The organism is Flagellimonas flava, assembly GCF_900129665.1.
In the GTDB taxonomy this organism is placed as follows: domain Bacteria; phylum Bacteroidota; class Bacteroidia; order Flavobacteriales; family Flavobacteriaceae; genus Flagellimonas; species Flagellimonas flava.
Genome location: NZ_FQWL01000002.1, coordinates 403356 through 428938 on the forward strand (window position 1 = coordinate 403356; position 25583 = coordinate 428938).

The following is a 25583-nucleotide window of genomic DNA, read 5'->3' on the forward strand; positions in this document are numbered from 1 at the left end:
AAAGTACTACCAAAACAGCAGTCCAGCAATATAAATAACGCTACCAATGAGCATAAAAACCAAGGTATAAGGCAAAATCTCCTTGGCCTTTAATTTGGTGATTCCCAGCAAGGGCAGTGCCCAAAATGGCTGCAACATATTGGTAATCTGGTCTCCATAGGCTAAAGCCATGATAGCCTTGGGCAATGGTACCCCCAACTGCAGTGCAGATTCCAAAACCAAAGGCCCTTGAACGGCCCATTGTCCGCCACCGCTTGGTACAAAAATATTCACCAAACCCGCACTTAAGAACGTGAAAATGGGCAAGGTGGTCGCCGTGCCTATGGAAACGAAAAAATCCGATATCCCATTGATCATCCCGCTACTTGCCATAATTCCCATAATTCCAAAGTATAGGGGAAACTGAATCAATATCCCTGAGGTATCTCCTATAGCCTCTTCAATAGCGTTCAAGAAGCTCTTAAAATTCCCATGTAAAACAATGGCCAGCCCAAACATGAAAAAATTGAGCATGTTCGGAGTAATGTTCAAACTTCTTAGTGCCGGTAGGTATTGCACAATGAAGGCGGCCAAAATCAAAATCCCAAAAAACAAGGCGGCAGGTTTGGAATAATCCAATTTCTCCGCTCCTTCCAATTTTTCTTTGCTTGCAGATTGAAACTTATACTCTTTTAGGTGCATCTGACCGGGCGGAAGTTTTCTTCCCAACACGTAAACTGTTAAGGAAATGGCCAAGGCAACCAAACCAAACAAAATTAAATTCCATGGGCTGAACACCGTATCCGAAGTGGAAATCAATTTTGGAAGACCTTCCAAAAGTTGAGAATTGGACATAGAGGCCATAAGACTTTGTAGATGTCCCTCCTCTGATACTTTTATCGGAGCAGAACCACTGATTCCACCATGCCAAACCATTAATCCAACATAGCCTGACGCCCCAATCAAGGGATAATTGATCGGAATGTTATTAGCTTGGGCATACTCCCCAACTTTTCTGGCTAAAATAGCTCCAAAAATAAGCCCAAGACCCCAATTGAAAAAGGAGACCATCATGGTGGGCAATGCTACAAGTAGGGCTGCATTGGATGTGTTTTTCACCAATGTTGTAATCCCAAGAATAAGCCTTTCCATGGGTTTGCTCAACACTAGAACATGCCCAAGAACCAAAATGAGCATCATTTGGTAGGCAAACACCAAAAGCCCATTGTTCCAAATTCCCCTTTCCCAAAAGGACAGGAGTTCAACAAAATGGTTTCGGTCTGAAGTATTCTCGGTAAACAGCAGTGCCAAAATCAAGGTCAGCACCGTCAATACCACCGCGATGGTAAAAGGTGATGGCAGATACCTTCTAAAGATACGTTCTATAAACCCTGTAAGTCCCAAGGTAGTTTAGAAGGGAAGATCGTCATGATCCTCCTCATTAACATCATCCGCGGGTTCAAAAGCTTCCATCGGTGGAACTGGTGGCATATCATTGGCAGGTTGTGCATTTTCCATGTTTTCAATACGCCATCCTTGGATGGAATTGAAATATTTGGTCTCGCCTTGAGGATTTACCCATTCCCTACCTCTAAGGTTGATGCTAACTTTTACTTGTTGCCCTACGGCGTAGCTATTCAACAAATCGCATTTATCTTGTACAAATTCCACCAAAATGTGTTGTGGATATTGCTCTTCCGTAGTAACTACCATTTCTCTTTTTCTGAAACCGTTGTTCCCATACGTCTTGGTTTCGTCAATCATTTTAATTCTTCCCTGAACTTCCATAAATGCTATTTTCAATATGGTTCAAAAATACATAAAATGCCCCCTAATAAAAATGCTAGAATCCCGTTAACTATTAACATGTTATCACTTTTCTCCTATCTTTAATACGAATTCGGCCAAGACATGAACTTCAGCCCCAAAAACAAAGCATCCAATATTACCTTATTGATCTCCGCTTTTGTAATTGTGAGCCTAATTCTTTGGAACACCAACAGTTTTTTCAAGAAGTTTAAAGAAGAGGAGCGATTAAAAATGGAGATTTGGGCCACGGCGCAATTGGAGCTTATTCAGTCTTCCGTAGATCAGGAACTGGGAAACCTAACCTTAAAGGTAATGGGCAACAATACCTCTACCCCCATGATCTTGGTGAATGAGGAAGGTTCCATCAAAACCCACAATATTCCAGAAGAAAAGGCTACCGATAGCGCCTATATCCAGCGAAAAATCAGACAGTACTCCAGTGAAAATGAACCGATTCATATTGTCCAAGAAGGGGAGCTTTTGGAAACCCTTTATTATGGAAACTCAGAAGTACTGAACAAACTTAAATATTATCCTCTGGCCCTGCTACTGATCATTTGTTTATTTGGTGCCGTTATTTTCTTTTTCTTTAAAACGAACAAGGCATCGGAGCAAAACAAGCTTTGGGCCGGTATGGCCAAGGAAACCGCACATCAAATAGGAACACCTTTGACTTCACTTTTAGGTTGGAACGAACTATTGAAGTCAGAGGACATCAATCCGGATATCACCAAAGAAATCGCCAAGGACATAACGCGTCTTCAAACCATTACAGAGCGTTTCTCCAAAATTGGGTCGGTCCCCGAATTACGGGAACACGATATCGTAACAGAGACCGAGAAGGCCTATCAATATTTAAAGCGAAGAAGCTCTAAACTGGTACATTTTGCTTTCAATTCAGAGATTGAAAAGCTGCCAGTGCTGTTAAACCCTCCCTTATACAACTGGAGTATTGAAAATTTAGTCAAAAATGGCATTGATGCCATGAAGGGTAAAGGGAGCATTAGTATCCAGATTGAGCAAAAGGGCCAAAATGTACATATTTTGGTATCCGACACGGGTCATGGCATTGCAAAAAGTGACTTTCAGAACATTTTTAACCCTGGAGTAACCTCTAAAAAAAGGGGCTGGGGATTAGGACTTTCCTTAGTTAAAAGAATTGTTGAAGAGTACCATAAAGGAAAAATTAAAGTACTTTCGTCAAGTAAAGAAGGAACAATCATGCAAATTTCCCTCAAAGCAAATGTTTAATCCGCTATGGCCAAAGAGAAACAAATTGCGATAAAGGAAGCTGAGATTACCAACAATTGCCCCGAATGTTTTAACCAGGAGCTAAAGCTCACCTTTTATCAGAAACACACCTACAATCCATTCTACCATCGGACCACCGATCAGGTAACCCATGAAATCAAGTGTAAGAAATGCTTTTCTATTATCTATCCCGTGAATTGGACGGATGATATTGAACGGGTGTTCGACTATTATAACAAATTGGTGACCCCAGACCGCAAGTCCGTGCGGTTTACGACCTTGTTTTTTATAATACTGATTGTGCTGCTAGCCTTGGCTGGCACCGGGATTTACATGCGATTGGAAGGACTTATTTAAGATTGTCCCGAATACTTTGGGCCACCTTTTCAAATTCTTCGGGCTTTAGACTTTCCTTATATTGAAAAGTGGCATTTTTCATGCTTTGTAGTGGAATAAGGTGCACATGTACATGAGGAACTTCCAGCCCAATAACACTCATGCCCACACGTTGGCATTCTACAGAAGCTTCTATAGCTTGTCCCACCTTTCGGGAAAATGCCATGAGTTTCATGTACGAGGCTTCGTCCAGATCGAGAAGTTTATCCACCTCCTTTTTAGGCACACAAAGCGTGTGACCTTTGGCATTTGGGTTTATATCCAAAAATGCAAAGTTATCGTCGTCCTCCGCAATTTTGTAACAAGGGATATCCCCATTTATGATTTTGGTGAAAATACTTGGCATGCTGGTCTGGTTTGGTTTTGAATAAAAAATCCCGTCGGGTGACGGGATTAAATATAAAAATTTTGAGTCCGATTATTCCCGGGTAATCTCCAAAATATCAAACTTTAACGTTCCGTTAGGTACTTGGATTTCCGCTACGTCCCCTACAGATTTTCCCAAAAGTCCCTTTCCTATGGGAGAGGTTACAGAAATTTTTCCAGCCTTTAGGTCTGCTTCACTTTCCGCCACAAGGGTATATTTCATTTCCATACCGTTGTTCTGGTTCTTCAACTTTACTGTTGAAAGTACCAAAACCTTTGAGGTATCCAATTGTGACTCATCAATTAATCTGGCGTTGGACAAGGTCTCCTCCATCTTGGATATTTTCATCTCCAATAGACCTTGGGCCTCCTTGGCAGCATCATATTCCGCATTTTCGGAAAGATCGCCTTTATCCCTCGCTTCGGCTATGGCCTGAGAAGCTTTTGGCCTTTCCACATCTTTTAGGTGATTGAGTTCCTCCCGTAATTTTTTTAATCCCTCTGCTGTATAATATGAAACTTTACTCATCTCGTCATTTTTTAATGCAAAAGGACACTGAAGAAAATGAAAAATTTTCCCACTGTACTTTTGTGCTACAAATACAAAAAATCCTCAACTGCAACTATGGCTTGCATAGTTTTTTTGCGAGGATTTAACGCAAATATAGGCATTTTTTGCTCAAATTTGCCGATGCAACGCCTTGAAATTCATGCTATGAAGTACTTCTTAAGTACCTTTTTATCACTTTTCTTAATCTCCTGTGAATCTGACCCCACCAATAGAAATCCATTCCTACAAGAAGTGGGTTTTCGGTTTGAACTAAATCTTAATCTCCCATTATACAATGACCTTAACAATATTGGCAACCCTGTCTATGTGGACAACAATGGTGTGGGTACCCGCGGCGCTTTTGTGATGCGGGCAGGATTAAGCGGTTCCCAGTTTGTGGCCTGGGAGGCAAGTTGCCCCAACCATGCCCCAAACAATTGCTCCACCATGACCATTGATGGACAGAATGTAACCTGTTCTTGCGAAGATTTTACTTATAGTCTATTTACGGGGCAGCAACTAGACCGACCAGCTGATGGTAATCGATACTACGACCTGCTTTTTTACAGGGCGACACAAAGTGGCAACATTGTGACGATTTTCAACTAGTCCCCAAAATTTTATCCATTACCCAACTGGTATGCAGGCCAGATTCTCCCAGCGAGGGATGGATGGATTTCCCCAACAGATGACTTTTAATATTGGCCACATGAAATTCTTGGATATGCTTCGGGTTTTTAACCTCCAAGACTTGCTTCCCAGATTCATTTTCCAAGACTAAGGGAGCCTCATCCAGAACGGCAAAGCTGATTTTTCCTTTAGAGCCCAAAATTTCAACCTTATCCTCCCGATGATACGTTCCAAAATTCCAACTACCTGTCCCGGTAACACCGTTTTTATGAACCCATGATCCGCTAACACTATCGAATGCTCCGTATAGACCTTGCTGGTTAAGCGCAATTCCACTTGCCTTTTGGATATCACCCAACAGATACGTAAACAAATCCAATCCATGGCTGGCCAAATCATCAAAATACCCTCCCGGTGCTATGCTTTTGTCCGTACGCCAGTTGTAGATTCCGTTTAGATCCATATCATTAGGCGGTTTGGTCTTCTGCCAATGAATATGCCGAACCTCTCCAATCTGTTTTTCTTCCAGCCACTCCTTAACCTTGTTGAACCGAGGTAGGGAACGGCGATAGTAGGCAATAAAAAGCGGTAATTTCCTTTCCTCGAAAGCTTTATGGATGGCTAAACTTTCTTTATAGTTTGGTGCCATTGGTTTTTCAATACAACAAACTTTGCCCATTTGTGCTACCTGAAGTGCATAGTGCAAATGGGAATCTGGTGGAGTGGCAATATAAATAGCATCTATATCCGGGTTTTCAATAACCTCCTTTGCATTCGTGGTCCAGTTTGGAACCGCATGCCTCAAAGCATAGTCCTGTGCTTTTTTCCCATCCCTCCGCATTACCATGGCAACCTCAAAACCGGTTGTCATTTGATAGGCGGGTACACTCTTTACTTCGGTTACACCCCCGCAGCCGATCACGCCCCAGCGGATAGGTTTTTTTTCTGAAAAAGAAAGGGATTCCGTCATTACGATAAATTTACAGAATCCCATGCTAAAACTGTTTTGGTCCAATCAAAAATTCACAGTGGCTCCCAGCAGAAAATTGATGCCCGCCTGCGGGTAAAAACCGGCCCCTTCAATAGTTGTGATGGTACCAGGATTGGTGAAATCATCGTCAAAAGTGAAGAAATATCCATTGGAAACAATATCAGCGTCAAAAAGATTGTTCACCAAACCGGACAGCACAATACTCTTAACAAATGAGTTTGTTTCGATTACATATTGCACATTAAAATCGGTTTGCGAATAACTGTCCAGCTCAGAGGTCTCGGAGTCAATATTACCCATGTACTGTTTCCCGACAAATTTGGTCAATACGGATAATTGCAAGTTTTCATTAGGTACAAAAGAAAGGATATTTCCAGCCACAATATCAGGAGAGTAGGCAATGTTCGTATTCCCCAAATTCTGAAGTGTACCATCGCGTTGGAAAAAGAAATCAATATTCCTATTGTTACTCAACGCGATATTGGGTCTTACCTTCCAACGATCTCCAAGACTGATATTCGCGTCAAGTTCAATACCCAAACGATAACTGTCCCCAACATTGGCCCGAAGTGGTGAGCCCACATCGTTCAACTCCCCTGTAAGTACCAATTGGTCCTTATAGCGCATGTAATAGGCATTGGCATTCAATTGAAAGCTTGGCGACACAAAACGCCACCCTAGTTCAAAGTCATTTAGCTTTTCAGGTTTTGGATTGCCATTTTCGTAATCGTTTCTATTCGGCTCTCTGTTGGCCCTGGCATAGGATAGATAGAAATTATTGTTTCGGTTTAAGTCGAAAGTGATTCCAGCCTTTGGATTGAAAAAGTTAAAGGTATCGTCCACTAAACCGGTATCCTCACCATTGGCTTCATAGCCTACGCCACGGTACTGAAGGTCCCCAAACACAGACCATTTATCATCCAGTTTATAATTGGCCTTGGCATAAACATTAATATCAGTTTTGGTGGAATTATCATCATAGTAACGGTCCCTTATGTTGCTGTTACCTGCAAAACGGGCCCAAATTACCTCACCAAAGTGATCTCCTTTGTATACATTGTAGCCACCGCCAAGGATAAGGTTCAGGTTTTCTTTGGTATGGTTCAAGGACAACACGGTGCCATAAAAATCATTGTCCAGCCATCTCCTTCTGATCAAATCGGTGGTATTTACTGTTTCGCCATTAACCGTAATGGGTTCAAATCCATAGGTTTCAAAGTCGTCATCTTCCCTGAACTGCTCAAAATATCCTCTCCCGCGAGTATAATGTATCGCGACATTGGCATTCCAGCCGGGGCTTAGGGTTTCGTTCCAATGCAGTTGGAAATGATCTTGCTTATAATTATCCTCTTCCCGATCGTAAAATTGAGTTATACCGTTTTCATCGGTATACATTCCAGCCGGATTAAAGGTCCTGTTGGTTCTAAGCGTTTCGGCATCAATGCCAAACCATGACTGATATGTAACTTCATGCCCTCCAAAAAGGAGTGCTTTTATCAAGGTGTTGTCATCTTTATAAGTTCCTTGAAGAAAATAACTGTCCAGTTCAGAACTAGCACGGTCGATATAACCATTGGAGGTTATTCTTGACAGCCTTCCAGAAAGTTCAAAATTCCCATCCATTAATCCTGTGCTGAATTTTACATTGTTTCGCAACGTATTGAAACTTCCAATAGATGAAGAAATTCGCCCGTAGGCATCCTCGGAAAATGCGTCGGTCAATAGGTTGAGACTTGCGCCAAAGGCCGCAGCCCCATTGGTGGATGTTCCTACACCCCGCTGCAATTGTAAACTCTGGGTAGAAGACGCAAAATCGGGCATATTTACCCAAAAAGTTCCCTGCGACTCGGCATCGTTGTAGGGTATACCGTTAATGGTAACATTCACCCGAGTGGCATCGCTACCACGCACTCGAATTCCCGTATACCCCACCCCAGCTCCGGCATCCGAGGTAGTCACCACAGCTGGAAGGTAATTCATTAAAATTGGGATATCCTGCCCTAGGTTTCTGGGTGTAATTTCTTCCTTATCCAAATTGGAAAAGGTAATCGGGAATTCTTTGGTTACCCGAACCGCCTGCACCAGCACCTCATCCAGTACAATTTTTTTCCCTTCAAGGGAGTCAGTTGGGTTTTGTTGACCGCTCACCATAATTGAAAGACCTATCAAGGCGAGTGAAGTGGTTAGACATTTAACGCGACCTGTTTTCTTTTTTTTAGGTTTTTGCGTTGGACCGCCATCCAGGACAGCGATTACTTGGTTTTTTGAACACAATGGTTTCATCCGTAAAAAAGTTTTACGAATAAAAGGGGCCATTATTCTTTGTTACTACTTGATTTTTGTTTCTAAGGAAACATAGAAATTCCAAGATGCGCAAAGCGCACTCCCTTGGCAGCATTACCCGCCCAGGTTCATTGGGTATAATCTCAGCCTTTTAAAAAAGCACCCCTTTGAGATGCCGCAAAAGTAATTCGTCCAATCAATTTATCATAACAAAAAAGGAACATAATTAACATAGTCCAAAGAACCATGGTACCATGGGCTTCACGTATATATGTATGTAATTCTATGGTATGCCCCTAAAATCCAAGAACAGATTTACACTTAAGCTTATTTCCGGATATGTCATTTTGGGAAGTTTGGCGGTTTTGGCCGGGATATTCATCTATTCTGAGTTCAATGCCTATTTGGAATCCCAGGAAAAAGGTATTGGCGATGAGGAATTACTACAGACCAATCATTTGTTCACTGCGCTGTATGAAGCTGAAAATCTCTCCAAGTTGGCACTGCAAAATCGGAAAAGAAGCTCTTTCCAGAGCTATGCCAAAAAAGTGGATTCCATTCAAGCAAATATTGAAACTCTAAAAAGCTACTCTTTACAACACTATCAGATTCAAAAATTGGACAGCGTGCAAGCATTGCTCCGGCAAAAGGTCTATACCAATGCAGAATTAAGAAAGCTTAAGGAAGAAGAGAACAACAATGCTCCTATAGATTCACTTTTAAAATCTTTTAAGCAGATGGAGATGGATTTAGGGCGAATTACACCTGAGCAATTGGTGCCCGATTTTGAAGAACTCCCCAAAGAAACCCAGAACTCCATAAAGAGTTATGTAGAAATCCTTAATCGCAATATTCCACAAAAGACCTCCCAAAAGCATAAAGCCCAAGAGGTGGATTCCATACTAAAACTTTCCCAATCATTGCTTATCAATGCCAAGACAGCAAGTTCCAGGATTGAACGTTCCCTAATTCGCAAAGAGCTTCAAATCTATAAGAACGACTTGGTGCTATCCCAAAAACTTCGTGAGATTATAGGTTCTCTTGAGCGGGATATACTACAAGAAACCCAATTAGAGCGTTTGGAGAAAACTAAAATGCTAAAACGGAGTACCCAGTTGGCCTGGATAGCCGGTATATTGGCTTTATCCACCATAATTGTCTTCACTGTCTTAACCGCAAGCGATTATTGGAAAGGTCAATTGTACCGGGACCGTTTGGAAAAGGAAAAAAAGTATTCGGAATCTTTGCTGCGGAGCAGGGAGCAACTCATTGCAACCGTAAGCCATGACCTTAGATCACCCTTGCAAAACATAAAGGGCTACACGGAATTATTGGGAAGTAGTCTAAAAAGCCCAAGACAGCAATCGTATGTAAAGCACTTGGAATCAGCCTCAAATTATGCGGAACATCTGGTGAATGATCTATTGGAGTATACGGAACTTGAAGGAGGGTCGATTTCCATTGAAAACAAACCCTTCCGGCTTGATGAATTACTAAAGCGTTTGACCACCGATTTTTCAGATTTAAGTATATCAAAATCCCTACCGCTGATTTTGGATGTTCATGAATCCATCAGCCAACCTATAGCCGGGGACCTGTTGCGACTTAGGCAGATTTTGACCAACCTTCTGGGCAATGCCTTTAAGTTTACGGAACAGGGACATATTAAACTTAGCGCCTATCCTAGTCTGGAAAAAGGAAAAAAGATGCTTAACATTCAGGTCATGGATACGGGAATTGGCATAAAAAAGAAAGCCCTGGACTTCATTTTTGATGAGTTCGCCCAAGCGGAAGATGTGAGACCAAAAAAACAAAAGGGCTATGGTCTAGGACTTACCATCTCCAAAAGACTGGCCTTGCTCATGGGTGGAAATCTTTCTGTTAGCAGTGAATTTGGCAAGGGCAGCATTTTTACCCTTGGTCTTCCATGGATTCCAGTAGATTTCGGGTTGGAGAAGGAAGTTTATTCAGATGCTTTCGCTCCCAACACCAAAACATCTTTGGTGGTTATAGATGATGATGAGTCACTTTTGCACCTCATCCATGAAATTTGTAACATTCACAATATAAAATGCCATGCTTTCACTTCTTTTGAGGCTTTTAAAAGTGCTCCCACCCATGATTTTGCGCTACTGTTGACGGACATCCAAATGCCAATAACTGATGGGTACACCGTTGCCAAAACGCTTAAAACCAAAAATGGCCTTGGGTATACCGACCAACCCATCATCGCCATGACAGGACAAAGTAAACTGGAGATGGATAGCAAAGAAGCTTATTTTGCGGATGTACTTTTTAAACCATTCTCAAGTCACGAATTTTTAAACGTAATATCCCAATATTCCCATTTGAATTTGAAAATTCCAGAGCACTCTGAAAAAATACAACCCGATTCGAACTCTTTATTTTCCACTGAGCTCATTTGTTCTTTTCTTGATGACAATAGGGCATTGCGTGAAGTGCTTAAAACATTTTTGATGGATACGGACAAAAATCTGCAAGCCTTATCTAAGGCCTCTGCCCAAATGGATTTTGCCATGGTGAGAAGCATTGCGCATAAAATGCTTCCTATGTTTCGGCAATTAACCATTAAAACCATGGTACCCCAACTTAAACGCCTGGAGTTGATAGCCCCAGAAAATACACCTAAAAAAGGACTGATCAGGGAAGTGGAAGAAGTAAAAAAAGGATTCATCCCGGTAAAAGAAGGGCTGCAAGCCTATCTGCTTACACTTTGAGCTGATACCGATTGATTTTGTTGTACAATGTTTTACGAGTCATTTTCAAAAGTTTGGCTGCCTCACTTTTGTTAAAATTTGTTTGCTTTAAGGCTCTTAAAATACGTTCCTTTTCAAATTTTTGTTTGGAGAATGCCGCATCATTGGATTGACCATGAAGTTGATTGGGTAATACAGTGGCTTCGATAACGCTTCCTTCGGTGAACAGTACGGCCCGTTTTACCACATTTTTGAGCTCTCTAAGATTACCGGGCCAATTGTGATTTAACAGTAGCATCTTTGCGGCCTTGGAAAAGCCCTTCACGGTTTTGTCCAGCTCTGCGTTAGCGCGACCCAAGAAGAAATCAGCGAAAAGCAATAAATCCGCATCCCGATCTTTTAAGGCTGGTATGGCAATGGTGAATTCGTTCAAGCGGTGGAACAAATCTTCTCGAAAATTTCCCACGGCTACGGCTTGTTCCAAATCCTCATTGGTAGCGGCCAAAATACGGACATCAATTGAAATTTCTTTGGTACTGCCGACCCGCTTTATTTTTCGCTCTTGAATGGCTCTCAACAACTGTATTTGATTTTCGTAGGAAAGGTTTCCTATCTCATCCAAAAAGAGGGTGCCACCATTTGCAGCTTCAAAAAATCCGGCCTTATCCTCTATTGCACCAGTAAAACTTCCTTTTCTATGCCCAAAAAATTCGCTTGTGGCCAATTCCTTTGGTATGGCCCCGCAGTCCACGGCCACAAAGTTGCGATTGCTTCTTTTACTGGCATGGTGTATAGCCCTGGCGGTCACTTCCTTGCCCGTTCCACTTTCCCCAATCAACAACACGGACATATGAGTTGGAGCTATGAGTCCAATATGTCGTTCCAGTTCTTGGGAGGCTTCACTCACTCCGAGAATGGCGGATTCAACATTGATTGCTGATTCCACCTCCATATTTTTTGGAGTACGTTGGAATTCGTGAAAGGTGTTGGAAGAGTCTAGTGCTGTGCGGATCACCTCCAGTATCTTTTCCGGTGTAAAGGGTTTGGCTATATAATCGAAAGCACCTCTTTTCATAGCCTTTACGGCAGTACTTACCTCGGCGAAACTGGTCATTAGCACAACCTGGGTACGTGGGAATTTAGTTTTTATTTCAGAAAGAAATGCTACTCCATCTCCCTCTGGGAGCCTGACATCGGAAAGAATAAGGTCAAATAAGTCTGAAGCCAATAGTTGCTTGGCTTCCGTTAAATTGTAACATGCTGAAACCCCATACTGATGTTTGGCCAAGAACTTTTGTAGCATTTGGCTAAACGCGGTATCATCTTCAATGATTAAGATTTTGGGCATATCTCAGTATCAGATATACGATACCGGGAGGTTTAGGGACTTTGATCTTATGGTAAAAAAATCACAAAAAAAAGAGGCCTGCCATTGCAGACCCCTCTCTAACCAAACTAACCTAACACGATTGATCATATTTGCGTTACAGCTCTATCCAGTTGCCTTCGGCATCAGCATAAACTGTTCCCGAGGCACCATCCTTCAAGGAAAGTTCCAATTTGAACTGATCGGATTCGTTTTTGTACGCTTTGTTAATAGTTGCTGTTGGATAATCCTTTTGTACGGCCTCTACAACCGCAGCCGGAAGGTCAGCAACATTAATCTCCTGGAAATCTTGGACCGTTGTCACTTCAGATACGGTATTATCTACCTCTGTGGTGGTGGCATCTTGAGCCATAGCGGTTAAACCTACAAAGGATAAAACAGAGGCTAAAATCAATTTTTTCATGATATCTATATTTTAAAAAATTAAACTTGCCTTATCTAATGAAAATCCAATGCCATATCCCAAAAAACAATAACACAGACCTTAGTTGTCTTTGAATCAGTGTTTTAAAAAAACTTGGGTTGTACTAGATATGTGTAATTTTGTATACCTAAGGAGGCGAAGTGGCTATTTTTTACCCAAAAAAAAGGCTGCCGAAGCAGCCTTTTGAATTAGCCAATATTTCAATCTATCTATGGAGATATTAGGATTGCATCTATTATTGGCATGGATGGACAACGCATGGTTAGTGTTTGCATAGCATTATCCAGATTTGTTTTGTTTTTTAGTCTTATTGGCTCTCCTTAGGTGTGGTACCACCAAAAAAACTGCCAAAAAAAATGACAACATTCCCAGCACCAAGCTTATCTTATATATCAAACTTTCCATTTTCTATTTAGTTGGACACACTTTTTTACTACAGGTCACAAAAAAAGGTCGCACTATGTACGACCTTCCAACCAAATCAACCAACCAAAAAACTAAGCGTCATCGCTTAGAAGTGTTTTTTATTATTAACCCAAGTTTTTTTTCCCTTGGGTTTACTTCTTCCCTTTGTCTTTAAGACACCTAATTTTTAAATTGGTCACATAAAAAAACCGATTCAACATCGTTGAATCGGTTTTTTTGTCTATGAATTGATTTTTATGCCTGATGTGTAGGCTTCAATAGGTCGTTTACCGTTTTTACAGGATTGAACGTTACCAAAGGCACTTCCACAAAAAGAGTATTCCAATAGGCCATGGCTCCATTCCAAAGACCTGGAAGTTCCAATGCCTTAAGTTCTTTTCCTTCTTTGGTTTTACCTGTTATAAAACCTTGCTTCTCATCCACAAATTCCAAAAGATTGTATTTGTTTCCCTTATGGTCCCTAACTCCACAAATCAAATCCACAGGATTAAAATGGGTAGCGTTTTGCAGAATGGCCGCTTGTTCCGAATCGGACAGATCTATTTGGGCAGATTCAATGATTTGTAAGGAAATGTTTCCATCAGCACCTGCAATCCAAAAAGGACCACCTCCAGGCTCTCCTTCATTTTTTACCATTCCACAGACGCGTATGGGTCGGTTAACCTTGGCTCGAAGCATTCCCAACTTGGTCTCAGTGTCCAAGTCATCATAGTTCTCAGGAAATCTAACATTTAATTCCTGCTCCAAAAATGTCTTGATTTCTTCTTGCTTAGCCCTATCCAAAGTATCTTCTTCCAATATTGATGCACAATCAAACGCCCTATCCTGAACCTTTTTTAGAACACCTGCCAACATTTTCTTGCTGTTGGATACAGTTTCAAGGTTCTGATCAATAACCACATTATCAATATTCTTTATGAAAATGATATCGGCATCTTGGTCGTTCAAGTTTTCAATTAAGGCACCATGTCCTCCTGGCCTGAACAAAATGGAACCGTCGTTGTTCTTAAAAGGTTTGTTTTCCAAATCCACGGCAATCGTATCTGTGGAAGGTTTTTGGTTCGAATACGAGATATTAAATTCCGTTTCGGTGTTCTCGGATACTCTAGGACCAGCTTGCCCGTGTTCCTCGGCAAACATATCATTGTGTTGCTCAGAAATGGTGAAATGCAAATTGGCCGTGCCATCAGTCTTGGCATACAAGGAAGCTTCCTTCAGGTGCTCCTCAAATGGTGTTGCAGTGTTCTGTCCATAGTTATGAAATGGAAGCAAGCCTTTGGGAAAGAAACCGTAGTTCAACCCTTCTGAAACAAGCATTTCCTTTACAAAAAGGTAAGCCTCTTCATCCTTATTTGAAGCACTACCCGCAATTCGTCCCATGATCAGTTCATAAAATGGAAGTTGTTCCATCTGCTGGGTGAATTGTTCTATGGCCTTGTCTCCTGTTCTTTCTATATAATTTGACAGTCCTTCTTCCTTAGGGTTATAGGCTTCCAAAAAGTTGAACATAGTCTTGAACATCCTGGATGCAGCTCCTGATGCCGGGACGAATTTTAAAAGTTCCAAGTCGCCCCTTTTTTCTTCAAAGTAATTTACAAGCTCTTTCTGTTCTTCTTCCGAAAAGCGCAAGATTCCATCACCAACAATAGCAGCTTTTTTAAGGTTCACAAATGGAATTCCAGCCGTAAACGTTTCGATTTGCTGTTCAACTTTTTCTTTGGAAATTCCTTTTTTTTGGAGTTGTTCCAAGTCTTTTTGGCTAAGGTCTATCATGGTTTAGAAGAAGTTTGTCTATATGTTGGACTGCGGTTTTGAGACGTGTTTTTTTATCTCCCTTCAAGATAACGAAATTCCTATCATATCGTTTTAAGGTATCGTGAAAATATTCGAACATCCGCTCCCTTTCATTTGGTTTGTCGCGAAGATCATCGGCCTCCCAGGGAGTGTCAATGTATGTCAAGAAATAGAGGTCATAGGAATTTTGCAAGGCATATTTCTCCAGCACGGGATCACAATATCCCAAATAATAGGCTTCTGAATATACTTTGGTCTCCAAAAGATCTGTATCGCAAATCAAAACATCCGAAGCCTTTTTTGTCAAGTCGTTTTCCAAGCGAATCTGACCCCTGGCTATTGGCAATAAATCCTTAGGTTCACATGTTTTTCGTTCATTATTCCATTTGTCCTGCAGGTATTCCCTTGCATACTCAGGAACCCAAACCGTATTGTATTGACGTGCCAATTGTTGGGATAGAGTGGTCTTTCCGGTGGATTCAGGGCCAAAAAGGACTACTTTAACGAGGTCTGAGGGCTCTTGCCCAAGCTTTTCTTCCATAAATAATAGGCTTGAATTGCCAACACAGTGAAAATTAAATATTGAAACGATAACATTCCCCACCCCCTATAGGCATATAAAGGAACGGTTATGATATCTGCGATAATCCAAAGTGTCCAGTTTTCAATTTTCTTCTTGGCCATAAACCACATTCCGGTGAAAAATAGCCCGGAGGTAAACATATCAATATAATTGGACCATTCTATTTCAATTCCTGAACTCCGATATACCAAATAGGTGATGGCAACCGTCATCAAAAACAACCCAAAACCAATAAGTTTTTCCTTGAAGTTTGTTCTCGAAATCTTGACCACTTTCTCATTGTTCTTTTTTCTTGCCCAATTCCACCAACCATATACACTCATTATGGAAAAATAGAAATTCATCATCATATCCCCATAAAGCTGGTCTTTGAGCAGGATGTAAACCGAAATTATGGTAGCTATCAATCCAGTGGGATACACCCAAATATTCTCTTGCTTGGCATACCAGACGCTTGCTATTCCCGTAACAAACACAATTGCTTCCAAAACAACAATGTAGGTTTCTTTGTTACGATACGCATCAAGAAAAAAGTCAAAAATGTGGTTCATATTGGCTACGGTCAGACTTTACTATTTTCATATTCAATACCACATGCTCTAGATTTCCAAAGGTCGACTTGATCTCCTTGTTAAGTAGTTCCATGACCTCATCGTATTCCCCATATACCTGTGTACTCAAAGGGTTTTCCAGGACAGTGAGGTCTGAGGCCCTTAGTTTTTTAATGAATTCAATGATCGGTGGTTCAAAATTATCTTGAAGTGGGGTCAGGGTAAGTTCAACAGAAATTTTCATGGGAATTGTAGCATTATAAGCGGCAAAGCTACTAAAAAGAGACTTTCAACGCCCCATCATTTTAAGGGCAAAAACACAGGCAAAGCCTTCAAATTCCAAAAACTCCACACCGTAGTGTGACTTTTCTCCTTTGTACATAATTTTTGCTACGGTACGGTTGTCGTCAAACGCAAAATCCATAACATCAATATGCCTTAGAAAGCTGAGACCTTGTTGCGCATAAATTTTATAGAGCGATTCTTTGGCTCCCCAAACAATGGTCAATTTTCTGATTATGGCATCGGTATTCGCCAGGGTTCGATACTCTTCCAGTGGAGTGAATTTGTTCGCAATCCTTAAGATCTTGTCCCGTTGCTTTTCAATATCTATGCCCACTTCATCGCTGCTGCTCACAATAATCCCGGTAAAATTATGGGAATGTGTAATGGAAATATAATTTCCATCCACCAGATGTGGCTTGCCAAAATCATCATAATAAAGGTCATGGTCCTTATATCCAGCCTCGGCCATCAAATGCCGAATACTAAGAAATGCCCTCCTATGTGCTTCAGACTTCATCCCGTCCACCCTGGCCCGACAATGTGGGGTGAGCTGGACATCTTTTGCCAATTCACCTTCCGGTTCGACAACCTTCCATATGTAAACTGAGGTTGTGGGAGACACCTTGATAATTTTGTATATGGGCACAATTAATAATTAAGCGATTTCGTATCTTTGCTGACTGTTAAAGCGAAGCTACATAAAGTTAATTAAAATAAGAGATGAGCACAAAGACAATTCCCTATGTACCTTTTAAGGTGAAGGATATTTCCCTAGCGGATTGGGGACGAAAAGAAATTGAACTTGCCGAAGCGGAAATGCCAGGACTAATGGCGTTGCGGGAAGAATATAAAGATGAACAGCCTTTGAAAGGTTCTCGTATTGCAGGTTGCTTGCACATGACCATTCAAACCGCGGTTTTGATTGAAACTTTGGTGGAACTGGGTGCTGACGTTACCTGGAGTTCCTGTAATATTTTCTCTACCCAAGATCATGCAGCTGCTGCCATAGCGGCCGCTGGAATTCCAGTTTACGCTTGGAAAGGCATGACTGAGGAGGAGTTTGACTGGTGTATTGAGCAAACCTTGTTCTTTGGAGAGGATAGACAACCGTTGAACATGATTTTGGACGATGGTGGGGACTTGACCAATATGGTGCTGGACCAATACCCAGAACTGGCCGCTGGCATCAAAGGACTTTCTGAGGAAACCACAACCGGAGTGCATCGTTTGTACGAAAGAGTAAAAAATGGTACGCTTCCCATGCCTGCCATTAATGTGAACGATTCCGTAACCAAATCCAAGTTTGACAACAAATATGGATGTCGTGAAAGCGCAGTGGATGCCATCCGCAGAGCTACCGATACCATGTTGGCCGGAAAACGTGTAGTTGTTGCCGGGTACGGCGATGTTGGCAAGGGAACAGCTGCCTCCTTCAGAGGAGCTGGAGCCATTGTTACGGTAACTGAAATCGATCCAATTTGTGCGCTTCAAGCATGTATGGACGGATATGAAGTAAAGAAATTGGAAACCGTTATTGGAAATGCCGATGTGGTGATAACCACAACCGGTAACAAAGATATTATCCAAGAAAAACATTTCCGTGCTCTAAAGGACAAGGCCATCGTTTGTAATATTGGACACTTCGATAATGAAATTGATATGGCTTGGTTGAACGGTGCCTACGGAAACACAAAAGATGAGATCAAACCACAGGTTGATAAATATACCATTGATGGAAAGGATGTAATCGTTTTGGCTGAAGGTCGTTTGGTGAACTTGGGTTGTGCAACCGGACACCCCAGCTTTGTTATGAGCAACTCGTTTACAAATCAGACTTTGGCACAAATTGAGCTTTGGAACAATAGTGACAAATACGAAAATGATGTATATATGCTTCCTAAGCATCTGGATGAAAAGGTGGCCAAATTACATCTTTCCAGATTGGGAGCCGAACTCACAGAATTAAGGGAGGATCAGGCCGAATATATTGGTGTAACCGTAAAAGGTCCTTTCAAACCTGAATATTACAGATACTAGACCATTTCGAAATTGTAATTTAAAAAAGGCCCTTGCACAAATGCAGGGGCCTTTTCATTGTAGGTAAACTGAAAGAGTTATTATCCTTTTAACCAAGCATCCCGAAGTGCTTTTTGGGATGTAGTGGCATCAGGGTTTTCCACCAAAGTTTTGGCCTTGGTATAGGACGGGGTAGTGGTAGTTTTTATCATAATCTCATCTCCTCCCCTCAACAATACCACTTCTATTTCCTTACCAGGCTTCCAAGAAAAAACCTCACCAAATACTTGGTTTGCATTGGCCAGATTTACTTCATTGCCGTTAATTGACTTGAACAAATCATTGGGTTGTGCTCCTTGCTCGGTCCAAAAGCTATTGTTCTCCACCAAATCATTGAATTTAATCCCTCCCCTTTCAGGGTCAGCACCAACAATTAAGTTTCCAGCATTTTGAAGATAGTTGGTCTCTACTTGGGCTTCATCAAAATGGAGCCCAACTCTCTCGAAAAATACGTCATAGTTAATTGGTGTTGAGCCAATCACGTTTGTGTTCAGGAATTCCTTCACGGCAGGATAGGTCATCTCGGCAATTTCATTAACCAAGTTGTCGTCGGTAAAAGGTTTGTTTTTCCCATACTTTACCGATAACTCTGCCATAAGGGAACGAAGGCTTCGCTGGCCATCGCTGTTTTCGCGCATTAAAATATCCAGGCACATTCCTATAAGTGCCCCTTTTAAATAAACATTCGCATAATTTTCTTTGTATGGACTTTCCAAAATGTTTTCACTCATTTGGGTGAAGCTCATGGAATCATCATAATTAGATCGTGAACCATTTATTTTTTGGGTCGTTCTGGAAAAGTACTCTGCCTCGTCAATTAAACCTTCATATACTTGAAAATGCTGTGCAAAGTACTCCGTTACTCCTTCATAAAGCCATAAATGTTTGCTAAAAGTAGGCTTGTTGTAATCAAAATAATGGACATCCTCGGAATGCACGGATAATGGGGTAACAATATGGAAAAACTCGTGAGCCACAACATCTATCATGGATTCTGCCAGCGCCTCCGGTTGCATACTCTCCGGCAGCACAACAACTGTTGAAGTATGATGTTCCAAAGCTCCAAATCCCTTTGGAGAACCTTCTTTTTCCGTATCGGATAAATACAACAAGATATCATAGCGAGGAGTGCTGTCCAAATCACCCAAATACTCTTTCTGGGCAAGCATCATTTTATGGACCGTTTCTTTTATCTCTGCTGCTGTGTGTAATCCATTGGGTGAAAATACGCTCAATACAATTTTAATATTCCCCACCATGAATTCCTCCACCTCAGTTTCTCCATACATCATTGGATTATCCGTAACCTCAAAATAACGATTGGCATAAAATACCGAAGTCTTGGTTTTCCCATCGTCACTTTTGGAGGTATTGATTTCCTGTAATGGCGAAGTATAATTAAAAGCGTCTGGAGCTGTTATTCCAATCTGATAAGCACTGTTTTTAAGAGAATCAAAATATCCAATAAACCCATGAAGATTGAGCATCACCTGTTTCTCCTCAATATTGGTTCCTGAGGGTGAAAAAGGTATTTCCTCCCCAATTCCACCTTGAATCTCTTGATCAAAGGTATCGTTGACCCAATATATTAGCCTATCAAGGTTTTGTGCATTGGGAATCATCCAAGTATTGGTGTCCTGTTTTGTTACGGCCAATTCGTTCCCCTCATAGTCTATCCCCTTCAATCCCTCAATATACTTTCCAAAATCGGAGACGGCATAGGTTCCCTGAACCACCCTTGGCAATCTATAGACAACGGTATCACGGACAAATCTTCCCGGGTCAATCGAAACCTCTACCTTATCATTCTGGAGGTTTACCAAATCCAATTGGGTCCGGATGGGGTTTTGGGATGCCAAATCATTTGAAATATTCTTGGTCTTGCAAGACATTGCAAGTCCCAACAAAATCATCAGTGAAAGGTACTTTTTGAACATTTTGCGCTTTTTAGATTAATGATATGCTAAGATAGTTAGAAAAGTGCTCTGATGATGATTGGTAATCGAGATGGGAGATTTGTTACATGTCCAACCACTTTTTAAAGTTGGTGGTCCGCTCACGCGAAACGATGACCTGTTCTTCTTCTTTTGGAAGGAGCTTGAGCAGTAGACGGCTATTGAAGTAACTATGGATTTCCACTACGGCCTTTACCGAGACCATAAACTTGCGGTTGATACGAAAGAAATGAATGGGGTTCAAAATATTTTCCAACTGATCAATGGTGTACTCTATAGGGTAGGATTGCCCGCCATGGGTAAAAAGGCATATCATACCCTCATGGGATTTAAAGAAAGCGATGTCTTCCACATTGAAAGACCTAAACTGATTGCCAACCTTCACCATAAAACGGTGTTTGTACTCTTTGTGGAACAATTGTTTTAAGTGCTCCAAATTTTCTGTGCCCCTCTTGCCATTTCTCGTCACATTCTTTTTGAATTTTTCCAAAGCAGCCTTTAGGTCGGTCTTTACAATAGGTTTCAACAGGTAATCCACGCCGTTGTATTTAAAACCCCGTATGGCAAACTCATTATAGGCAGTAGTAAAGATAACCGGAGGATGGTCCTCCAACACATCCAAGATATCAAATCCATAGCCATCATTAAGCTGGATATCCAGAAAAACCAGGTCAGGTAGGTCATTAGTGCTGAACCATTGGGTTCCATTTTCAACGGAGTTTATTTTGGCAACAATTTTAATGTCCGGTGCCAATTCTCCAACTAGTTGGGCCAATCTTTTGGAAGCAAATTCCTCGTCTTCTACAATTACTGCTTTCATTTTAAGAAATGGCTATCAAATTCATATCCTTTACATCCTTACCCAGCAATGGAATAATTACTTCGAAAAGATTTTCTTCCTCCCTTACCAATACCTGTTTGTTGGTATAGTAGGCATAGCGTTTTTTTATGTTTTTAAGCCCCAATTGCGTTGTGGGCTCCTTTAGTTTCCGTTTACGTAAATTATTCCTGACCGACAGCGCATCTGTCCCGATGGTCGAAATTGAAATCTCCAAAGGTTTTTCTATACTATAATAGTTGTGCTTGAGGGCATTTTCAACCAACATTTGAAGGGAAAGTGTGGGAATCAAATACTTTGCTGGCTGCAATTCTATTCCCGTTTTGATGCGTACCGCATTCTTATGCCTTACATTCATCATAAACACAAAGGAATCCAAAAATCCCATTTCCTTTTGTAAACTTACCAGATCCTGTTCCCGATTGTCCAAAATATAGCGATAACTGGATGCCAGTCGCGTGACAAAGTCGGAGGCTAAATCCCGGTCCTCATACATTAAAGAAGTTAAGGTGTTCAGACTATTGAACAAAAAATGTGGACTTATTTGATTCTTTAGTGAGCTGTATTTAGAGGCCAACATTTCTCTTTTCAAGTCCTCCATTTGCTTGGTAAGTTCTTCGCGCTGATTCATAGAAAAATGGAACATATTGAAGAAAATAACGGTCAAACCCAGCAAGGTGGCTCTAAAAAAATCCGTAACAAATTCTACTTCCGGTGTGTCATCACAAATGATTCCCCACCGCTCCCTAAAAACAAACAGTCCTAAATAATAGACCAAAGCCGTTATTGGGACCAACAAGGCCATATTTTTTCCAATGATCACCAGACTACTTTTAAAATCGAGTCCACCCTTTGACCGCTGCTTTTTTAACAACCAGTCGTTGGCTTCCCATGTCAGCATAAACAGGAAAAATGCAGTGACATAGTAAAAAATGCTGGTAGGATTAAAGAGCCCTTCAATTCCATCGTCATCACGCTCCATCGTCGCCTTTACGAGAAAAAAAACCAGATTGATAACCAGCAATCTGAACAGCACCTTATAAATCGCCTTCTTCTTCAATACAAAATCATCTTGGCATAAAGATACGGATGCCTGGGGTTCCATTGGGATATGAACCTTTCAACCGTTAATAATTCCCCTGAACTGTTCCATATCCGATTTAATCGAAAATCATGCTCTAGACTTCATGAAACCTATTTAAAGGCCCAACATCACAACTCAGGATTTCAATACACATTTCATCCAATTCCTCTGGTTTGGTACTAAATCTTTATGGGATTTTCGAGCAACTAAAAAACAATCCCATCATGAAAAATACCATTTTGGTTATTACACTATTCATCTCATCCCTTAGCTTTTCCCAAACCGGCGTCATCAAAGGTATTGTCTTGGACAAACAATCGGAAAACCCATTGGAGGGTGCCACCGTTGAACTTTTGGATATGGAAATCGCCACCGGTGTAATCACCGACTTAAACGGTCGGTTTCTTTTAAAGAATGTCCCTATTGGAAGGCAAAGTCTACGAATCAGCTATATTGGTTTTGAAAGCTCATACATTCCCAACATTGATGTGACCACGGGAAAGGATGTAGTGCTAAATCTCACACTTCAGGAAAGCTTTAATGCACTTAATGAAGTGGTGATCACCTCAAATTCCAATTTGGACCGCCCCAAAAACAAAATGGCCACAGTTTCCGCCCGACAATTTGGGATAGAGGAAGTTGGGCGTTTTTCTGGAGGACGGGGAGACATTGGTAGACTTGCTGCGAATTTCGCAGGCGTATCCGCACCGGATGATAGTAGAAACGACATTATTATTCGGGGAAACTCCCCCACTGGATTGCTCTGGCGCATTGAAGGCATTCCTGTCCCCAATCCCAACCACTATTCCTCTGCTGGAACCACCGGAGGGCCAGTATCGGCCTTGAACCCGAATATGCTTAAAAACTCTGATTTCATAACCTCAGCCTTTCCGGCCGAGTATGGAAATGCCATTGGAGGGGTCTTTGATATTGGCCTAAGAAATGGAAACATTGACGACTATGAATTTGCTGCTCAAATAGGAGCTTTTTCAGGTATTGAAGCCACTGGCGAAGGACCTCTGGGCAACAAGGGTTCATTTTTGGTTGCCGCTAGATATTCCCTTGTAGGTTTGATAGGTTCAGCCGGGGCAGGCACTTCGGCCAATCCCAACTACGGGGATTTTTCATTTCATTTGAATTTTGGAAAGGGGAAACTAGGTAGTCTGTCCCTCTTTGGTATTGGAGGCACCTCCAATATCGAGTTTTTGGGTGATGACATTGAAGCGGATGATCTTTTTGCCGCGGAAGACGAAGATGCATTTGTTAAATCCGGTTTTGGAGTGGTTGGACTTAAACATACCCTTGCATTGGGGAAAAAGTCATTTCTGCGGACGGTATTGGGTTATTCGACCTCGTCCAGCGAATACACCGCAGATCGCTACTTTGATAAGGACACGCCGCAAGAAACTATTTTGCTGTATACAAAAGACGATGAAACAGAAAACAGATTTACCCTTTCGTCTCTATTCAATACGAAATTGAACAATAGGATCACACTTCGTACCGGAGTGCAATATGAGCGATTGACCTTGGATTACATCAATCAAGATCGCGAGGAACAACCAGACTTTGACGGAGATGGGTTTTCTGATCTTACTACCTTGATCGACACCAACGAAAGCCTCTCCTTGATTCAACCTTTTGTGCAAAGTCAATTTAGGCTCACTGAAAAACTAACCTTAAACGCCGGAATCCATGGGCTGTACAGTGATCTTAACCAACAATTCGTTGCAGAACCTAGGGCCGGACTTAGTTTTCAAGCTACTGACAATCATAGATTTAGTTTAGGTTACGGGCAACATTCGCAAAATACTCCAGCACCCATCCTATTTTTAAATGAAACCGTTGGAGGAATCGATGTGCAAACCAATCGGGACTTGGAATTTGTGAAAAGTGCACATTATGTTTTTGGGTATGATGTGAAATTGGGGAATAAATGGCGCGCTAAGCTTGAAGCCTATTACCAAGATATCACTAACGTACCCGTTGACCCGTTTGCCTCAAGCTATTCTACTCTAACGGAAGGTGCCGATTTTGGATTTAGCAATGACGCTGTTTCTTTGGTGAACCAGGGTACGGCCACAAATCAGGGTATCGAGCTGACATTGGAAAAATTCTTCAGTCAAGACTATTATGTCCTTCTCACCTCCTCTTTCTTTCAGAGCAAATACACCGGTAGTGACGGAATTGAACGAAATTCTCCCTTTAACAATGGACAGGTAATCAACCTTTTGGCCGGAAAGGAATTTGCCATAGGCAAATCCAAGAGAAACAAACTATTTGCCGATACGCGTTTGACCTATTCTGGGGGTCGGTACTATACCCCAATTGACCTTGAAGCTTCTAGAAATGCAGGTTATGAAGTACTGTTTGACGATTTGGCCTATAGCCAACAATACGATGATTATTTTAGGTGGGATGTAAAACTGGGGCTCAAAATCAACAGTAAAGGAAAAAAACGGTCCCACCAATTTTATGTTGACCTACAAAATGTGACCAATCGAAGTAATATTTTTTCTAGGAGGTTCAACAGATTGACCAATAACATTGATCGGGAAGACCAAATAGGCTTTTTTCCAGATTTTGGTTATAGATTTCAATTTTAAACACTGGTAACAATGGGCATTCTTAAAAAAATCGCATTGGTTTTACTAGCTTTAGGCCTCTTACTAACTGTTTTAGTTTTGATTAGAAATACCGAATCCGGAACGAACTTTCTTGACGAACAATTTTCTGAGATTGTGAGTCACATTCCCAACCGTGATCGAAGAAACAAGAAAGTATCTGAGGTTGACGTGGCTTGGCATCTTGATCACTCCCTGAAAACGATAAACAGAATCTGTGAAGCCTTGGGGGAATCGAAGCCAGAGAAGTATAAATCCAGCTTTAGCCTATCTAGAATTTTTGTGCTTACCTCCGGGGTCATTCCCCGAGGGGTGGCACAATCGCCTAAAGTAGTAAGGCCTCCCAAGGAAATTGTTACGGATAGTCTTTATCTTCAACTTGAGGAGGCTAGAAACAATCTAAAAAGGCTAGAAAAATTAGACGCCAATGCCCATTTTAGGCACCCTTATTTCAAGCTTATCAATAAGGGTCAAACCAAGAGATTTTTGAAAGTCCATACCGAGCACCATTTAAAAATCATAAGGGATATTCTTAAAAAATAGTTCCCAAAACTTGTTCTTGAATAACAATTGGCTACATTGTT

At 41.4% G+C, this 25583-nt stretch carries 23 protein-coding genes; 7 read left to right on the forward strand and 16 right to left on the reverse strand.

Features of this window, described 5'->3' with window-relative positions:
- Nucleotides 1-6: 6 nt before the first annotated feature.
- Nucleotides 7-1383 carry a short-chain fatty acid transporter gene (locus BUC10_RS07655; protein ID WP_073178030.1) on the reverse strand — a complete coding sequence of 459 codons (1377 nt, stop codon included), beginning with the start codon at nt 1381-1383 and terminating at the stop codon, nt 7-9.
- A 6-nt stretch (nt 1384-1389) separates the two neighbouring features.
- A complete protein-coding gene (locus BUC10_RS07660) occupies nt 1390-1767 on the reverse strand; it encodes a DUF3127 domain-containing protein (RefSeq protein ID WP_073178032.1) in 378 nt (125 codons plus the stop codon).
- A gap of 123 nt (nt 1768-1890) precedes the next feature.
- On the opposite strand from BUC10_RS07660, the gene BUC10_RS07665 reads away from it, so the two are divergent.
- Both BUC10_RS07665 and BUC10_RS07670 read left to right on the forward strand, forming a co-directional pair.
- Nucleotides 1891-3039, forward strand: a complete 1149-nt coding sequence (locus tag BUC10_RS07665; protein WP_073178034.1) for a sensor histidine kinase — start codon at nt 1891-1893, stop codon at nt 3037-3039.
- Nucleotides 3040-3045: 6 nt separating this feature from the next.
- Entirely contained in the window at nt 3046-3396 is a 351-nt protein-coding gene (locus tag BUC10_RS07670; RefSeq protein ID WP_073178036.1) for a hypothetical protein, read from the forward strand.
- Here BUC10_RS07670 and BUC10_RS07675 read toward each other — a convergent pair.
- Both BUC10_RS07675 and greA read right to left on the reverse strand, forming a co-directional pair.
- Complete coding sequence (locus BUC10_RS07675) at nt 3389-3781, reverse strand: HIT family protein (RefSeq protein ID WP_073178038.1); 393 nt, start codon at nt 3779-3781, stop codon at nt 3389-3391. The two genes, BUC10_RS07670 and BUC10_RS07675, sit on opposite strands and share 8 nt — an antisense overlap.
- Nucleotides 3782-3853: 72 nt before the next feature.
- Entirely contained in the window at nt 3854-4330 is a 477-nt protein-coding gene (gene greA, locus BUC10_RS07680; RefSeq protein WP_073178040.1) for a transcription elongation factor GreA, read from the reverse strand.
- 186 nt (nt 4331-4516) lie between these two features.
- Between greA and BUC10_RS07685 the strand changes: the two genes are divergently transcribed.
- Nucleotides 4517-4960 (forward strand): Rieske (2Fe-2S) protein, encoded by a 444-nt coding sequence (locus tag BUC10_RS07685; protein ID WP_073178871.1) that lies wholly within the window; start codon nt 4517-4519, stop codon nt 4958-4960.
- Here BUC10_RS07685 and BUC10_RS07690 read toward each other — a convergent pair.
- Together BUC10_RS07690 and BUC10_RS07695 are read right to left on the reverse strand one after the other, a co-directional pair.
- Nucleotides 4953-5975, reverse strand: coding sequence for a Gfo/Idh/MocA family protein (locus BUC10_RS07690; RefSeq protein ID WP_245812796.1), 1023 nt, complete (start codon nt 5973-5975; stop codon nt 4953-4955). The genes BUC10_RS07685 and BUC10_RS07690 overlap by 8 nt on opposite strands.
- Nucleotides 5976-5996: 21 nt before the next feature.
- Nucleotides 5997-8255, reverse strand: coding sequence for a TonB-dependent receptor (locus tag BUC10_RS07695; RefSeq protein ID WP_084732585.1), 2259 nt, complete (start codon nt 8253-8255; stop codon nt 5997-5999).
- Nucleotides 8256-8545: 290 nt separating this feature from the next.
- On the opposite strand from BUC10_RS07695, the gene BUC10_RS07700 reads away from it, so the two are divergent.
- Nucleotides 8546-10993 (forward strand): hybrid sensor histidine kinase/response regulator, encoded by a 2448-nt coding sequence (locus BUC10_RS07700; RefSeq protein ID WP_073178042.1) that lies wholly within the window; start codon nt 8546-8548, stop codon nt 10991-10993.
- Here the strand turns inward: BUC10_RS07700 and BUC10_RS07705 are convergent.
- The 7 genes from BUC10_RS07705 to BUC10_RS07740 form a co-directional block, all read right to left on the reverse strand.
- Complete coding sequence (locus BUC10_RS07705; RefSeq protein ID WP_073178044.1) at nt 10983-12320, reverse strand: sigma-54-dependent transcriptional regulator; 1338 nt, start codon at nt 12318-12320, stop codon at nt 10983-10985. The two genes, BUC10_RS07700 and BUC10_RS07705, sit on opposite strands and share 11 nt — an antisense overlap.
- A gap of 136 nt (nt 12321-12456) precedes the next feature.
- A complete protein-coding gene (locus BUC10_RS07710) occupies nt 12457-12762 on the reverse strand; it encodes a hypothetical protein (RefSeq protein WP_073178046.1) in 306 nt (101 codons plus the stop codon).
- 681 nt (nt 12763-13443) lie between these two features.
- On the reverse strand, nt 13444-14982 hold the full coding sequence (locus BUC10_RS07720) for a DUF4301 family protein (RefSeq protein WP_073178050.1): 1539 nt from the start codon (nt 14980-14982) through the stop codon (nt 13444-13446).
- Complete coding sequence (locus tag BUC10_RS07725) at nt 14969-15544, reverse strand: AAA family ATPase (RefSeq protein WP_073178052.1); 576 nt, start codon at nt 15542-15544, stop codon at nt 14969-14971. The genes BUC10_RS07720 and BUC10_RS07725 overlap by 14 nt, the downstream gene beginning before the upstream one ends.
- Nucleotides 15499-16137: a nicotinamide riboside transporter PnuC gene (gene pnuC / locus BUC10_RS07730; RefSeq protein WP_185116257.1), complete on the reverse strand. Its 639-nt coding sequence runs from the start codon at nt 16135-16137 to the stop codon at nt 15499-15501. The genes BUC10_RS07725 and pnuC overlap by 46 nt, the downstream gene beginning before the upstream one ends.
- Complete coding sequence (locus BUC10_RS07735; protein WP_073178054.1) at nt 16121-16381, reverse strand: thiamine-binding protein; 261 nt, start codon at nt 16379-16381, stop codon at nt 16121-16123. Before BUC10_RS07735 ends, pnuC begins: the two co-directional genes overlap by 17 nt.
- A 45-nt stretch (nt 16382-16426) precedes the next feature.
- On the reverse strand, nt 16427-17068 hold the full coding sequence (locus BUC10_RS07740) for a 4'-phosphopantetheinyl transferase family protein (RefSeq protein ID WP_073178057.1): 642 nt from the start codon (nt 17066-17068) through the stop codon (nt 16427-16429).
- A gap of 74 nt (nt 17069-17142) precedes the next feature.
- On the opposite strand from BUC10_RS07740, the gene ahcY reads away from it, so the two are divergent.
- On the forward strand, nt 17143-18459 hold the full coding sequence (ahcY, locus tag BUC10_RS07745; protein WP_073178059.1) for an adenosylhomocysteinase: 1317 nt from the start codon (nt 17143-17145) through the stop codon (nt 18457-18459).
- An 80-nt stretch (nt 18460-18539) separates the two neighbouring features.
- On the opposite strand, the gene BUC10_RS07750 is transcribed toward ahcY, so the two are convergent.
- From BUC10_RS07750 to BUC10_RS07760, 3 genes are all read right to left on the reverse strand, one after another.
- On the reverse strand, nt 18540-20435 hold the full coding sequence (locus tag BUC10_RS07750; protein ID WP_073178061.1) for a M61 family metallopeptidase: 1896 nt from the start codon (nt 20433-20435) through the stop codon (nt 18540-18542).
- 82 nt (nt 20436-20517) lie between these two features.
- A complete protein-coding gene (locus BUC10_RS07755; protein WP_073178063.1) occupies nt 20518-21273 on the reverse strand; it encodes a LytR/AlgR family response regulator transcription factor in 756 nt (251 codons plus the stop codon).
- A 1-nt stretch (nt 21274) separates the two neighbouring features.
- Nucleotides 21275-22396, reverse strand: a complete 1122-nt coding sequence (locus BUC10_RS07760; RefSeq protein WP_073178065.1) for a sensor histidine kinase — start codon at nt 22394-22396, stop codon at nt 21275-21277.
- Nucleotides 22397-22599: 203 nt separating this feature from the next.
- Here BUC10_RS07760 and BUC10_RS07765 point away from each other — a divergent pair, with 203 nt between their 5' ends.
- A complete protein-coding gene (locus BUC10_RS07765) occupies nt 22600-24981 on the forward strand; it encodes a TonB-dependent receptor (RefSeq protein ID WP_073178068.1) in 2382 nt (793 codons plus the stop codon).
- A 12-nt stretch (nt 24982-24993) separates the two neighbouring features.
- Nucleotides 24994-25542 carry a hypothetical protein gene (locus tag BUC10_RS07770; protein ID WP_084732586.1) on the forward strand — a complete coding sequence of 183 codons (549 nt, stop codon included), beginning with the start codon at nt 24994-24996 and terminating at the stop codon, nt 25540-25542.
- Nucleotides 25543-25583 lie beyond the last annotated feature (41 nt).

Bases quoted from the DNA above. Each gene is read 5' to 3' on its own strand.
- greA (WP_073178040.1), bottom strand. From the start codon at position 4,330: ATGAGTAAAGTTTCATATTATACAGCAGAGGGATTAAAAAAATTACGG.
- BUC10_RS07705 (WP_073178044.1), bottom strand. From the start codon at position 12,320: ATGCCCAAAATCTTAATCATTGAAGATGATACCGCGTTTAGCCAAATG.
- BUC10_RS07670 (WP_073178036.1), top strand. From the start codon at position 3,046: ATGGCCAAAGAGAAACAAATTGCGATAAAGGAAGCTGAGATTACCAAC.
- BUC10_RS07720 (WP_073178050.1), bottom strand. From the start codon at position 14,982: ATGATAGACCTTAGCCAAAAAGACTTGGAACAACTCCAAAAAAAAGGA.
- ahcY (WP_073178059.1), top strand. From the start codon at position 17,143: ATGAGCACAAAGACAATTCCCTATGTACCTTTTAAGGTGAAGGATATT.
- BUC10_RS07710 (WP_073178046.1), bottom strand. From the start codon at position 12,762: ATGAAAAAATTGATTTTAGCCTCTGTTTTATCCTTTGTAGGTTTAACC.
- BUC10_RS07760 (WP_073178065.1), bottom strand. From the start codon at position 22,396: ATGGAACCCCAGGCATCCGTATCTTTATGCCAAGATGATTTTGTATTG.
- BUC10_RS07735 (WP_073178054.1), bottom strand. From the start codon at position 16,381: ATGAAAATTTCTGTTGAACTTACCCTGACCCCACTTCAAGATAATTTT.
- BUC10_RS07675 (WP_073178038.1), bottom strand. From the start codon at position 3,781: ATGCCAAGTATTTTCACCAAAATCATAAATGGGGATATCCCTTGTTAC.
- BUC10_RS07695 (WP_084732585.1), bottom strand. From the start codon at position 8,255: ATGAAACCATTGTGTTCAAAAAACCAAGTAATCGCTGTCCTGGATGGC.
- pnuC (WP_185116257.1), bottom strand. From the start codon at position 16,137: ATGAACCACATTTTTGACTTTTTTCTTGATGCGTATCGTAACAAAGAA.
- BUC10_RS07770 (WP_084732586.1), top strand. From the start codon at position 24,994: ATGGGCATTCTTAAAAAAATCGCATTGGTTTTACTAGCTTTAGGCCTC.
- BUC10_RS07690 (WP_245812796.1), bottom strand. From the start codon at position 5,975: ATGGGATTCTGTAAATTTATCGTAATGACGGAATCCCTTTCTTTTTCA.
- BUC10_RS07750 (WP_073178061.1), bottom strand. From the start codon at position 20,435: ATGTTCAAAAAGTACCTTTCACTGATGATTTTGTTGGGACTTGCAATG.
- BUC10_RS07725 (WP_073178052.1), bottom strand. From the start codon at position 15,544: ATGGAAGAAAAGCTTGGGCAAGAGCCCTCAGACCTCGTTAAAGTAGTC.
- BUC10_RS07660 (WP_073178032.1), bottom strand. From the start codon at position 1,767: ATGGAAGTTCAGGGAAGAATTAAAATGATTGACGAAACCAAGACGTAT.
- BUC10_RS07685 (WP_073178871.1), top strand. From the start codon at position 4,517: ATGAAGTACTTCTTAAGTACCTTTTTATCACTTTTCTTAATCTCCTGT.
- BUC10_RS07700 (WP_073178042.1), top strand. From the start codon at position 8,546: ATGCCCCTAAAATCCAAGAACAGATTTACACTTAAGCTTATTTCCGGA.
- BUC10_RS07755 (WP_073178063.1), bottom strand. From the start codon at position 21,273: ATGAAAGCAGTAATTGTAGAAGACGAGGAATTTGCTTCCAAAAGATTG.
- BUC10_RS07765 (WP_073178068.1), top strand. From the start codon at position 22,600: ATGAAAAATACCATTTTGGTTATTACACTATTCATCTCATCCCTTAGC.
- BUC10_RS07665 (WP_073178034.1), top strand. From the start codon at position 1,891: ATGAACTTCAGCCCCAAAAACAAAGCATCCAATATTACCTTATTGATC.